This is a genomic window from Pseudomonas graminis, from assembly GCF_004364335.1.
Classification (GTDB): domain Bacteria; phylum Pseudomonadota; class Gammaproteobacteria; order Pseudomonadales; family Pseudomonadaceae; genus Aquipseudomonas; species Aquipseudomonas graminis_D.
The window spans coordinates 1-12,215 of the sequence record NZ_SOCR01000022.1; the positions used below are offsets into that span (position 1 = coordinate 1).

Consider the following 12,215-nt stretch of genomic DNA (forward strand, 5'->3'; position numbering starts at 1 on the left):
GAGAGGAAAAGCATTGAAAAGCTGAAGGCTGCCCAAGGCATCCTTCAGCTATGACAAACTTTCCCCGGACACTAGTGACGCTCCGCGTGGTAACGCAGCCCCGGACGCTCCGCGTCCCGCAGATGTCGCGCATTCACGCTTGGGGGAGTGACGCGGAGCGTCACAGGATGCATTCCCACGCGGAGCGTGGGAACGATCAGAAGTGGCTGCGACCTCGACTGTAGGACCGGCTTCAGCCGGGAAGCTTTTGCTTTTGCTCTCGCCTTTGCTTTTGATCTTCTACACAGGAAGTCCAAGCGACACCTATCGCGACTTGGGTGCAGGCTGAACGGAGCGGGACCGGAGTGAAGGAACTCCGACGAAGGAGGAGCCCAACCAGGAGCACAAGCCCTTGGTTACGTGGGGCTTTATCAAGTAACTCGCCGAAGGCGAAACAGTCTGCCCCCAGGCAGACGCTCTTGCTCTTGATCCTAATCAAACATCGTCAATTCGAATGACTTCGTCCGGAACGTCCTCAAGCTGCCGCACGATCTGATAAATATTCGCCACCGCCAACAGCGTCGTCCTCGGGATGTACTTGCCCGCCTTGACCTTATAAAGCGTCCGCGCCAGCCAGATACTCTGCACCACCGGAATCCCCGCCTTCTTCGCCCGCGCAATCAACGCCAGCGCCTCATCATCCTCACCCTTGCAGTGAATCTGCGGCAGCGGCGTCGTGCCCGGACGGTAATACAGCGCCACCGCATAGTGGGTCGGATTCACCACCAGCATGTCCGCATCCTCCACCGGCCTGGCCGGCGCGGTCGGTGCCTGGTTCAGCAACTCATGGGCCAGTTGCCGACGATGCCCCTTCACATGGGGGTCGCCCTCCGACTGCTTGTACTCCTTCTTGATGTCCTCATGGCTCATCCGCAGCTTCTTCGCATGGAAGTACTTCTGCAGCGCAAAATCCACCGCGCCGATGACCAACAGCAAGCCTAGCGTCGCCCGCAAAATGTGCCGGAACACCTGCAACAGCGCATGCCAGTACGTCGTCAGGTCGGTGCTCGACAGCAAAATCAGCGTGCCCAGGGACGGCTTCACCACGACATACAGCGTTGCGGCGATGGCCGTGGCTTTCAAAATACTCAGCAGCAAGGTCGTCAGGCTCTGCGCCGAGAACATCTGCTTGGCGTGGGCGAACGGGTTGAGCTTGTTGAAATCCAGCTTCAGCGCCTTGGGCGCGAACAGGAACCCGATCTGTATCCAGCTGCCCACCAGCCGCATCAACATCGCGATGCCTACGCTGCTCAGAATGAAGCCGATCAACACGCTCGCGCCTTCGCTGGCGACCTGCTCCAGCGTGTGCATGAAGGGCTGGCCAATGCCCTGGAACGACAGCGTCATCAAGTGCAGCAAGCGCGCGACGCTCTCGTCCGCCAGGCCGAAGGTCACTTCGCTGACGACCAGCAGCACCACCAGTTTGCTCAGGTCCTGGCTCTGCCCGACCTGGCCTTTTTCGCGGGCGTCGCGCAGTTGTTTGGGCGTGGCCTTTTCGGTTTTTTCGCTCACGGCACATGCACCAGTTGGCCGAGCAAATGCTTGAGATCGGCGAATTGCATGATCTGGCCGTTGCCCAGTTCCAGCAGCGTCGGCAGGTAGATAAGCAGGAAGGCAATGCCCGCCATGCTCTTGGCCGGCATGGCCAGAATCGACACGTTCAGTTGCTGCGCGTAAAGGCCGATGATCGCCAGCGCCGCCTCGATCAACAGCAGCAAACCAATGAACGGCGCGGCGTAGAGCATCATGTGCTGGAGGGTCTGGTTGAGTTGTTCGAGGAACAGGTCCAGGCCGTCGACGGTCATGCCGGGCAGCCAGGCGGTGGGCGGCCAGACCAGATAACTGTCCCAGATCACTTGGGTGATCAGCGACAACCCGCCGGACAGAATCACCAACATGATCAAGGTTTCCTGAAACAATTCGCCGAGCGGCGTCGCGTCAGGCCCCAGCGCCGGGTTCAGCTGGCCGCCGCTCAAGGCGCCGCGCTGGCTGTCGAGCAGCGCGCCCACCGAGGCGAACATCCAGAACGGCGCGTACAGCAACAGGCCGAGCAGGGTGCCGAGCACGGCCTCTTTGAGCAGCAGCGCGCCGATGGAAAACCAGTCGTCTTGCATGCCCGACAGCGCGCGGCTGATGCTCGGCGCCGGCACCATCGAGACCACCAGCACCACCGCGTAACGCAGCGGGCCCTTGAGGTATTTGAAGCAGAACGCCGGCACCAGAATCATGCACGGCAGGATGCGCGCGGCCGCCAGGCCCATGCCCAGCATCAGTTCGAACAGGCCCTGGGCGTCGAAGGGCATCTAGTGCGCGCCGCCGGACCGGGCGATCAGGTCGAAGGCCAGGTTGATGAACTGGATCAGCTCGACACCGATCCAGCGCCCGGTCATGACCAGGGTCAGGCCGACCGCGGCGAGCTTGATGCCGAAGGGCAGGGTCTGGTCTTGGATCTGCATCAACGCCTGCAACAGCGAGGTGATGACGCCGACCAGCACGGCGACCCCCAACGGCGGCGCCGTGAGAATCACCACCAGAAACATGCCCTGTTTGAACAACGCCAGCGCTTCCATTACTGCCTCACATGTACGAGTAGAAAAGGCTGTCGAGCAGGCGCGTCCAGCCTTGCACCAGCACGAACAGCAGCAGTTTGAGGGGCAGCGAAATGGTCATTGGCGAGACCATCTGCATGCCCAGCGCCAGCAGCAGGTTGGAGACGATCAGGTCGATGACGATGAACGGGATGTAGATCAGAAAGCCGATCTGAAAACCGGCCTGCAACTCGGACAGAACGAAGGCGGGCACGGCCAGCAGCAGGTCGCTTTTGCTGGCCTGATCGGCCATGTCCTTGGGCCACATGCGCTGGGTATTGTCGAGCAAGTGGGCGACGACTTCCGGGTCGGTGTTGCGGCTCATGAAGCGTTGCAACGGCTCGATGACGGTGTTGGCGCTAGCCTGCAATTTTTCGGTGCTGCCCATCTCCAGCGGGCGGTCGTGAACCCGCTGCTGGATTTCGTGGGCGACGGGGGCCATGACGAACATGGTCGCGGCGAGGGCGATGCCGTAGAGCGCCATGTTCGGTGGCACTTGCTGTACGCCGATGGCGTTGCGGGTGATCAGCAGGGTCATGGAGATTTTGAGAAAGGCCGTGCAGACGATCAGCAGAAACGGAATCAACGACAGGGCGCCGAGGAACAGCGCCAGCATCACCGGGTTCATCCCGTCCATGATCATGAGTGGGACGCCATGCGCGTGATTTGCAGACCGAGCCGGCCCTCGACGCTGACCAGCTCGCCCTCGGCGACGACCCGCTCGCCGTGGCACAAGGTGGCGAAGCCGGGCGTGACGCCGTTGACGGGTAATACGGTACCGGCAGCGATGCGGCGCAGGTCGCCGAGGGTCAGTTCAAGGCTGCCGCAGCGCAGGGTCAGGGCCAGCGGCAGTTGGTCAAGGGAATCGAGGGAGGCGTGGGTTTCTGTTGCTTGAGGCTCGTAAGGTTCGTCCGCGTAGCCATCGGCGGCGATTTCATCCTGCCACTCGTTTTCGGTGGTTTGATGTTCGGGGGCGTCGTGATGTTCAGGGTCATCAAAAGCTTCCCGGCTAAAGCCGGTCCTACTCTGATCCGGCGCCTGATTCAGCGATGGCTCGTTCGACTCATCGTCGGCAAGGTCCTCGATCTCGTCTTCGTACAATTCTTCATTGACCATGTCCCAAGTCTTCCTCGTGGCTGAACCGTACATACAGCTGCTCTGCGCGGCTGTCCGTCTGCACTGCCCATTGCCGACCTGCCAGTTGCAACCGACCTTCGCCTTCTTCGTCGAAATGACACAGCGACGGCAGCAGCACGTCCCCCGGTTGCAGCGACGCCAACTGATCAAGGCTCAACGACAGCTCGCCCAACACCAGCGGCTGGCGGATGGGCCAGTCTGACGCGACGTCCTGCCGGTGAGGCTGCCAGTGGTGGCCGCCGAGCAGCTGCAGCATGACCCGCGCGTCGGCGCAGAGCTGTGCGTGCAAAACCTGCGAACCCAGCCGCAGGTGCAATCGGCAAGTCATCGGCGCGGTATACGGGCTTTCGTCCTCGGCGGACAGCGCAGTGATATCGCTGAGTGGCCGCAGAGGGCAAAGCAGTTCCGCCAGTTGTGTACTCATGCGTTGATTCACCAGTTGCCAGTACCACGGCTGGTGCTTGCCGCCGAGGGTGACTGGCAGTTCGCCGAGCAGGCTGAGCACCGCTTCGGCGTCGCTCAGGGCGAAGGGGCCGATGGCGCTGTCGAACCATGTCAGGGATGAGGCGTTCCCGGCTGAAGCCGGTCCTGCGAGGTGCGAGTGTTCCCGGACGGTCGCGTCGGGCATCGATCGCAGGGTCAGTTGGCCGCGTTGACCCTGGGCGGTGTAGCCGCAGCTCACGCCCGCGCCCAGTAAGCGTGAGGCCTCGGCGACGTCGGCGCTGACGTCCCGCAGTGTCAGCGAACTGAATGGCGGGTTCCCGACTAAAGCCGGTCCTACGGTGTTCAGGTCGCTCATGCCCACGTTCATGGCCGAATTCATGTCCGAGTTCATGACTGCGACTCCTCATGCAACGACAGATCAACGTCACAGCCCAGCGCCTGTTCCAGCGCGCTCTCGCAGTTGCGTTGATGGGGCTGCAAGCGTTTCAGCACACCACGCCGGGCGAAGCCCAGTTCGATGCTCCACTGGTTGTCGCGCTTGCTGGCGTTGACCTGCACCTTGCCCAGATTGGGCATCAGCAAGGTCAGGCTCAACGGGCCGTCCGGCTGCTGGGGCAGGCGCTGGGCGAGCTCGTCGATGAGCTGCGTCGGCACGCCTTCAGCGGGGAACAACGTGCTGAAACTGCTGCCGGCGAAACCCGATTCGCTCTGGTCCTCCGTCACCGGCGGCACCAACAGCTGAGAGAAAAACATCCCGTCTGCACTCACCGACTCAGGCAAGGGGGATTCATCGCACAGCCGACGCAGGCGATCAGCATCGGCGCGACGCACAGTGGACGACGGCTGGCGCGTATCGCCCGGCGCGGCAGGGGATGACGAAGGCGAGGGCGTACGGGACGGTTCAGCGCGTGGCTGCGTCTGCGGGCGAGGCGGGTGTTGCACCGGGCTGTTCATGACGATTCACCTTGTTCGTTGAGGGCCTCGGCCAGGCAGGCGAGTTTTTCCACGGCGCGTTGAGACGCTTTCGCCGCGTCTTTAGCCTGGGCGAGACGCTGCTGCTGTTCCTTGATACCCAACGCCTGGCGGGCCATGTCCTGGCGGATATAGGCCAGCCGGTCGAGCATGCGGTTTTCCTTCTCGTGCCAGCGTTCGAGGTCGTCCAGCGACATCGCTTTGTTGACGTGGGCGCTGCTCAACACCTGCCGGCGTTCGCGCTGGTTATGGCGTTCCTGCGCGTAGGAATCGCGAGTCTGTTGCAGGTGTTCGTGCATCTGCTCCAGGGTTTTCTGCGCCTGCCGTTGCGCGCGTTCGGCGCTGGCCTGGCGATGCTGACGCAGCGGCGTGAGCACGCTGATGACCTGTTCCATGGCGAGGGTTTGCGGGTCGACTTCAAGCTCTTCTTCCACGCCGCTACTCCGGCAGTTGCGAGGTGAGTTGCATCAGCGCGGCCAGGGTTTCTTGCAGCGGCACCGGCTCGCGCAGGTCCTGGCGCAGAAACGCATTGATCGGCTCGTTCAGCCGCACGGCGCAGTCGGTCACCGGGTCGCTACCGGGCTGGTATTCGCCCAGGCGCAGGAGCATTTCCACCTGCTTGTACGCGGCCATCAAGCGGCGTAATCGGTTGTTCGCCTGCTGGTGCTCGCGCCCGGTGACGTTGCTGATAATCCGACTGATGCTGGCCTGCACGTCGATGGCCGGGTAATGGCCGCGCTCGGCCAGTTTGCGCGACAGCACAATGTGGCCGTCCAGCAGCGAACGCACCTCGTCGGCGACCGGGTCGTTCATCGAATCCTGTTCGATCAGCACGGTGTACAGCGCGGTGATCGAGCCCTTTTCGCTCATGCCGGCCCGTTCTACCAGGCGCGGCAGCAGGGTGTAGACCGAAGGCGGCAGGCCGCCGCGGCCGAGGGGTTCGCCGGCCGCAATGCCAATCTCGCGCTGGGCCCGGGCGAACCGGGTCAGGGAATCGAGCAGCAACAACACTTTAAGGCCGCGCTCGCGGAAGGCCTCGGCGATGGCCGTGGCGGTGAAGGCCGCGCGGGCGCGCTCCATGCTGGAACGGTCGGAGGTGGCGCAGACCAGCACCGAACGTGCGCGCAGTGTGGCGTCCAGTTCGTGGTCGAGAAACTCGCGCAGCTCACGGCCCCGTTCGCCGATCAGGCCGAAGACGATCACGTCGCAGTCCATGTTGCGCGCCAGCTCGGCCATCAGGGTGGTCTTGCCGCAACCGGCGCCGGCGAACAGGCCCACACGCTGGCCTTCGCCGAGCAGAATTGCGCTGTCGATGGCGCGCACGCCCGTGGGCAATGCTCTGCTGATCCGTGGGCGCTGGGTCGGCGGCAGGGCGTCGGCGATCACCGGCAGGGTCACGCGCCGATCACCGGGCCCGGCGAACGCGCCTTGTGAATCGCCCAGCAACGGCCGGCCGAAACCGTCGAGCACGCTCCCCAGTAAACTGTCGTCGACGCCAATGCGGTGGGCCATGCCCAGCGGCCGAATGTGCGCGCCAACCTGAATCCCGTCCGGCGTGCCCAGCGCACTGAGCAACGTGCAGTCGCGGGTGAAACCGACGATTTCCGCGAGCATGGTGCTGCCGTCTGATTTGCTCACCTCGCACAGGTCACCGACCTTGGCTGCGGGGATCTGGCACTCCAGCAGGATGCCGCTGACGGCACTGACCCGGCCGCTGACTTTCACCGCAGAAAAGCCCTTGAGGCGCTGACGGTGAGCGGATTTCCATTGATCCAGCGCCGCGTTCACCAGCTCACCTCGTAGTGGCGATCGCCGTCGAATTGAATGCGGTTGTCGTCGATGCGGGTCAGGCGTAGCCCGGCCAGCTCGTCGCCGACGTACAGCCGGCGACCGTCCGCCGTGACCAGATGCGCATTGGGCCCGGACATGATTTGCACGATGGTGAACGGCAGGCCACTGGTCCCGGCGGCGACGTTGTCGATCAGCGCGACCGGCGTGTCATAGCGGTCCTTGAAGCGCTGCAGCATGCGCTGATAGACCAGCTGCGATTCAGGCTTGAGATTGCCGCTCAACGCCAGGCCTTCCGGAGTTTGCTCCACGCTGACATCGCTCAGCAGTCGTTCGCTGAGCATGGTGTTGAGCTGGCGTTTGACGTCATCGACGCTGGTCAGCCGAATGCGTTTTTTTGCCGGCAGCTCATTCGTTTTGGCCTTCTCGTTCGAAGGCTTGGCCGGCTGATTGGCCTGCTGCGCAAGTTGCTGCGCCGGCGAACTGATCGCCAGTTGCTCCGTGGCGGGCGTCGCGCTGCGGCTCAGGCTCCAGGCGCTGCCGGCAATGCCGAGCAACACGCCGATGACCACGCCGGTGGTGCGGTTGAAAAAGCGCGAGTGCGACTCGACCTTTTCCAGCGGCGCGCTGGCCGGCGCTTCGGCCTGCGCCGTCTGCTCCGACTGCGCTTGGGGAATCACCGCAGGCAGGGAAGGCCAGGGGTCCTGCGCCGGGGACACGCAGAGCCACACAGAACCCAGCACAAAAGCGGTGTTGGGGGTGAGCAAAGTGCTGGCGTGCAGATGGCCTTCCTCGTCGGCGATGGGGCCATCGGCGGCGTTGAGCAGCCAGCCTTCGCCCTGACGTTGCAGGCGGCAGTGCAGCTGTTCGACCCCGAGATCGTGCAGCGCCAGATCCTGATCGGCGTCAGCGCCAATGCCCCATTGCTCACCCACCAGCGGCAGCGCGGCACCCTGGTGCAGGCCGGTCAATACGCGTAATTCAAACATGTGACGCTCTCCAGGCACTCAAGCGGCGTACTCGTTATCCAGCGCTTGCGGATCGTCTTCGTGATCGCTCTCGTAGTCGTCTTCCAGATCGAAGCGCCCCAGCACTTTCACCTGCGCCGCGTTGCTGATTTCGGCAAAGGACAGCACCGGCACGTGATAGAACTCCTCCTGCAACAAGGTGCGCAGCGGGCTGCGCAAATCCTGCGCGACCAGCAACACCGCGCGCTGGGCGCTGCGCAGGGGGAAGGCGATGTGCAGCTGCTGCACGAGCAGCTGGCTGGTTTCGTTGTCCAGGGCAAAGAAGGTTTCGGTCTGTGTCTGGCGCAGGCCGTCGCGCAGAATGCCCTCGCTTTCCGGCGTCAGGACCCAGACCAGCAAGCCTTCAGGGCCGCAATACTGGTGGTAGATCTGCGATTTCAGGGCGATGCGCACGTAGTCGGCGAGCACCGTGACTTCACGCTCGTGCTGGCCGTGCTCGATGAGGGTTTCGGCGATGACCCGGATGGCCCGCAGCGGCACGCACTCCGACGCCAGGCGTTGCAGCACCGCCGAGAAGCGCGCCAGCGGCAGCACGCGCTGCATTTCCTGGGCAAGCTCCGGCTGCTCCGATTCCAGCCAGCCGAGAATCGCCTTGGTTTCCTGCAGGCCGATGAACTGCGGCCCGCACGATTGCAGCGCCCGTTCCATGCGCTCGATGATCAACGTCGTTGCGTCGATGCGTTCGATGTGTGCTTCCTGCAGTTGCGGCGCGTCGGTCGGCAGCCACAACCACTGGCCTTCGTCGCGCTCAATGCTGCCGTGCACGGCCGATTCCAGCGAGGCCGACTCGTGGAAGCCCTCGACCGAGCGCGCGTCCACCGCGACGTGGGTCTGGCTGAGCGTGGCCCGGAGCAGCGGCACTTCGTAGACCGAGAAGCGGAACTCGTCCGGCGGCAACAGCTCGCTGGTTTCGATGATGAACGAAGGCAGGGTCAGGCCGTATTGCACCACCAGCCGATTGCGTCGCTGACGGATTTCGCTGACCAGCGCCTCGATCTGCGCGGGGTTCTGGCTGGGGTGAAACTGCAGCACGAACTGGCGACTGGGGGAGAAAGTGCGCAGGTCTTCGCGCCCGTTCATTTCCGGCGCGACGGCCACCGCCTGGGCTTGCTCCGCCTTGGGCTTGGCGCGGTGCAACTGGAGCAGGCCGCCGACCCCGCAGATGATCGAGATGACCACGAACACCGCCGTTGGCATGCCCGGCAGTGCAGCGAATCCCAACATGGCCACCGCCGCGATGATCCACGCCTTGGGCTGGCTGGTGATCTGCTCGGCGATCTCCCGGCCGATGTTGGCTTCCACGCCGTTTTCGCCACTGGGCACGCGGGTGATGATCATGCCGCAGGTGACCGAAATCAGCAGCGCCGGGATCTGTGCGATCAGGCCGTCGCCGATGGTCAGCACGGTGTAGACCTGCAGGGCGTCGCCGGCGGTCATGTTGTGCTGCACGACGCCGATGGCGATGCCGCCGATCATGTTGATGGCGACGATGATCAGGCTGGCGATGGCGTCGCCGTTGACGAACTTCATGGCCCCGTCCATGGCGCCGAACAGCTGACTTTCCTTGCCCAGTTCGGCGCGGCGTTTGCGCGCTTCGTGGACGCTGATCAGGTTGGCGCGCAGGTCGCTGTCGATGGACATCTGCTTGCCCGGCATCGCGTCGAGGGTGAACCGCGCGCCGACTTCCGCCACCCGCTCCGAGCCCTTGGTGATCACCAGAAAGTTGACCACGGTGAGGATCAGGAAGATCACCAGGCCCACCGCCAGGTTGCCGCCGACCACGAACTGGCCGAACGCCTCGACGATGTGCCCGGCGTCCTGATTGAGCAGGATCAGGCGGGTGGTGGAGATCGACAACGCCAGACGAAACATCGTCGTCAGCAGCAGCACCGCCGGAAAGGTCGAGAACGCCAACGGGCGCGGCAGGTGCATCGCCAGCATGATCAACAGGCAGGAAATGCAGATGTTGATGGCGATCAGCACGTCCACCAGCCCGGTGGGCAGCGGCGTGATCATCATGAACACGATGGCGATGACCACGAACGCACCGACGATTTCAGAGCGGCGCATGGCGGCGTGCGCGATCGAATTGAGCAGGTTAATGACACGATCCATCAGGCGAGGCCCCCCTGGAGCTGGTTCTGTTCCTGCCGAGTCAGTTCGGCCATGAGAATGAGCAGGTTGCCCAAGGCGTTCTGGCGGCTTTTCAGATCGCGCCAAAGCAGAATCGGCAGCTGTTGCAGCATGGGCCGCAGCCCGTTAAGAAATGCCAGCTGATGCTTCAACTGCTTGCCGCCGATGTGTTGCGTGAGTTGCAGGGTTTCGCCCAGGCTCATGCCCTTGCCCGACAGCGCCAGCAGGTGTTTGAGAAAGGCCGACGCATCCACTTGCAGCCCGGGGTTCTTATTGCGCATGCGGCCCAGCAGGTGCTCGCAACTGCGCAGCAGGGTGGTGACGTGCCGCGCGGTGTTGAGGCCGTGCATCAAGGTGCGCAGTTGCTGCGGCGAAGTGGACGGGGTGAGCGATGAGAGATCGTCGGCGAGGGCGCTGCGCATGTCCCGCAGGTTCAGCTCGAATTCGCCGGGCTCTTCCTGCTCGTTGATCAGCGCGTCGATCAGCCCGGTGATGTTCTGCTGCCCGGCCACCGCCACGCCGTAAAGATTGCGCAGAGCGCTGCGCCGTTTGGTGTCCAACTTCGGCCGGGAAAATGCCTTGGCGCTGTTGATGCCGGCGCGGGTGCGTTTGCCGTAGTGGCGACGCAGTTGCTTGAGCTGCTGGCTCAGCACCACGTGCTCGCCCATTTCACCGTCGGCCTGGGCCTGCTTTCTCGCCGCTTGCAGCATCACGTGGGCTTTGGCCGGGTCACCGTCGGTGTAACTCAGAATCTGCGCCAGGCTCGACGCGTTCTGGTTTTGCAGCTGCTTGCGAAGGTTGCGCGCGGCATCGTCGAGGCCTTTATCCTGGCTGCCCATCAACAGCTGATACAGCTCGCCCAGCTTCACCGCCCTTGATTGCAGGGCGTTGCCGCTGGCGAGCAGTTCCCGCTGGCTGAGGGTGCGGCTCTGCTGAACCAGTGCCGAAGCGAACCGCGCAACCTGCTGCGGCGAGGTGCCGTTGACGTTCGGCGGATTGACATGCAGCGGCGCGGGCGCAGGCGCCTGCATTTTTGCCGGCGTGATCGCAGGGGGTTGCAATGCCTGAGGGGCAACGGGGGCGGCGATCTTCATAAGTCGGCTCTGGATGGCTCGGTTCGGGGCCTGGTCATGGGTCCTGAGTGGAGCGCGGCAGCAAAGCGGTTCCATCTATTTGCGGTCAGAAGGATCTGTGCCAAATCTCGTCGAAGAAACAGCGTGTTCGCGCAAAGATTTGCACAACGCAATATTTGCGATTTTGATTAATTGCTATAAATCAATGGCTTATATGATTTTCATGGCTGGCACGCATCTCGCTATAGGGCTAATACACTCAAAACAAGGAAGAGCCCTGATGTTTTCCAACCTTGCGATTCTCGACATTGACTCCCCAGTGCGCCGTCCCGCCCAGGGGATTCGTCACCTGACCAGTGATCAGATCAAGATGATTCGCGGCTTCATTCAGAAGCGGGTCATGAACCCGGAAGATGTCGACGACATTCTGCAAAGCACCTTTCTGGAAGCGCTGCGCAGCGAGCACAAGTTCCAACACGCGAGCAAACCCCAGACCTGGCTGTGCGGCATCGCGCTGAACCTGATCCGCAACCACTTTCGCAAGATGTACCGCCAGCCGTACCAGGAAAGCTGGGAAGACCACACCCATTCCGAACCCGACAGCCATGGCGACATCGGTCATCAGGTCGACGGCCATCGGCAGTTGATGCAGGTGGTCAGGGCCATCGGCACGCTGCCGTCGAACATGCAGCGGGTGATCGAGGTGTCGCTGGAAATGGACGGTAATTATCAGGAAACCGCCTCGTCCCTCGGCGTACCGATCGGCACCGTGCGCTCACGCCTGTCCCGGGCCCGGGAGCAGCTCAAACGGCAGATGGACCCGTTTGCCTGACGCTGGTGGGACTGGTTGAACGCAAACTTTGTGGGACCGGCTTTAGCCGGGAAAGCGTCGGGCGTCACGCCGCAGGATTAATGGTATTCACCCAGGCCTCTTCCCGGCTGAAGCCGGTCCTACAGGAACGCGGCGTGCTCACATGATGGGACTGGACGCTGTCCTTGTAGGACTGGCTTTA

Annotated in this window: 13 protein-coding genes; 1 reads left to right on the plus strand and 12 read right to left on the minus strand. The window is 63.1% G+C overall.

The genetic code is table 11. The features are described from left to right. Positions 1-474 precede the first annotated feature (474 nt). Genes sctU through sctW form a run of 12 tightly spaced genes read right to left on the minus strand, consistent with a single transcriptional unit; the run spans position 475 to position 11,160 of the window. Positions 475-1,551 carry a type III secretion system export apparatus subunit SctU gene (sctU, locus tag EC919_RS26945; RefSeq protein WP_133777431.1) on the minus strand — a complete coding sequence of 359 codons (1,077 nt, stop codon included), beginning with the start codon at positions 1,549-1,551 and terminating at the stop codon, positions 475-477. Further along, a complete protein-coding gene (sctT, locus tag EC919_RS26950; protein ID WP_133777433.1) occupies positions 1,548-2,342 on the minus strand; it encodes a type III secretion system export apparatus subunit SctT in 795 nt (264 codons plus the stop codon). The genes sctU and sctT overlap by 4 nt, the downstream gene beginning before the upstream one ends. Beyond that, positions 2,343-2,609 (minus strand): type III secretion system export apparatus subunit SctS, encoded by a 267-nt coding sequence (gene sctS, locus EC919_RS26955; RefSeq protein ID WP_133777434.1) that lies wholly within the window; start codon positions 2,607-2,609, stop codon positions 2,343-2,345. A gap of 7 nt (positions 2,610-2,616) precedes the next feature. Further along, positions 2,617-3,270: a type III secretion system export apparatus subunit SctR gene (gene sctR / locus EC919_RS26960; protein ID WP_065989234.1), complete on the minus strand. Its 654-nt coding sequence runs from the start codon at positions 3,268-3,270 to the stop codon at positions 2,617-2,619. Continuing rightward, positions 3,267-3,743 carry a FliM/FliN family flagellar motor switch protein gene (locus EC919_RS26965; RefSeq protein WP_133777437.1) on the minus strand — a complete coding sequence of 159 codons (477 nt, stop codon included), beginning with the start codon at positions 3,741-3,743 and terminating at the stop codon, positions 3,267-3,269. Before EC919_RS26965 ends, sctR begins: the two co-directional genes overlap by 4 nt. Beyond that, a complete protein-coding gene (locus EC919_RS26970) occupies positions 3,733-4,599 on the minus strand; it encodes a type III secretion system protein (RefSeq protein WP_243842356.1) in 867 nt (288 codons plus the stop codon). Before EC919_RS26970 ends, EC919_RS26965 begins: the two co-directional genes overlap by 11 nt. Beyond that, positions 4,596-5,162 carry a type III secretion system HrpP C-terminal domain-containing protein gene (locus tag EC919_RS26975; RefSeq protein WP_133777439.1) on the minus strand — a complete coding sequence of 189 codons (567 nt, stop codon included), beginning with the start codon at positions 5,160-5,162 and terminating at the stop codon, positions 4,596-4,598. Before EC919_RS26975 ends, EC919_RS26970 begins: the two co-directional genes overlap by 4 nt. Next, entirely contained in the window at positions 5,159-5,614 is a 456-nt protein-coding gene (locus EC919_RS26980; RefSeq protein ID WP_133777441.1) for a YscO family type III secretion system apparatus protein, read from the minus strand. Before EC919_RS26980 ends, EC919_RS26975 begins: the two co-directional genes overlap by 4 nt. Positions 5,615-5,618: 4 nt before the next feature. Further along, positions 5,619-6,968 carry a FliI/YscN family ATPase gene (locus EC919_RS26985; RefSeq protein WP_133777443.1) on the minus strand — a complete coding sequence of 450 codons (1,350 nt, stop codon included), beginning with the start codon at positions 6,966-6,968 and terminating at the stop codon, positions 5,619-5,621. Further along, positions 6,965-7,957: a type III secretion system inner membrane ring subunit SctD gene (gene sctD / locus EC919_RS26990; RefSeq protein WP_133777446.1), complete on the minus strand. Its 993-nt coding sequence runs from the start codon at positions 7,955-7,957 to the stop codon at positions 6,965-6,967. Before sctD ends, EC919_RS26985 begins: the two co-directional genes overlap by 4 nt. Before the next feature lie 18 nt (positions 7,958-7,975). Continuing rightward, positions 7,976-10,111 carry a type III secretion system export apparatus subunit SctV gene (gene sctV / locus EC919_RS26995; RefSeq protein ID WP_133777447.1) on the minus strand — a complete coding sequence of 712 codons (2,136 nt, stop codon included), beginning with the start codon at positions 10,109-10,111 and terminating at the stop codon, positions 7,976-7,978. Further along, a complete protein-coding gene (gene sctW, locus EC919_RS27000) occupies positions 10,111-11,160 on the minus strand; it encodes a type III secretion system gatekeeper subunit SctW (RefSeq protein WP_432213857.1) in 1,050 nt (349 codons plus the stop codon). The genes sctV and sctW overlap by 1 nt, the downstream gene beginning before the upstream one ends. Before the next feature lie 322 nt (positions 11,161-11,482). Between sctW and EC919_RS27005 the strand changes: the two genes are divergently transcribed. Continuing rightward, entirely contained in the window at positions 11,483-12,034 is a 552-nt protein-coding gene (locus EC919_RS27005) for an RNA polymerase sigma factor (RefSeq protein WP_122622931.1), read from the plus strand. Positions 12,035-12,215: the final 181 nt, after the last annotated feature.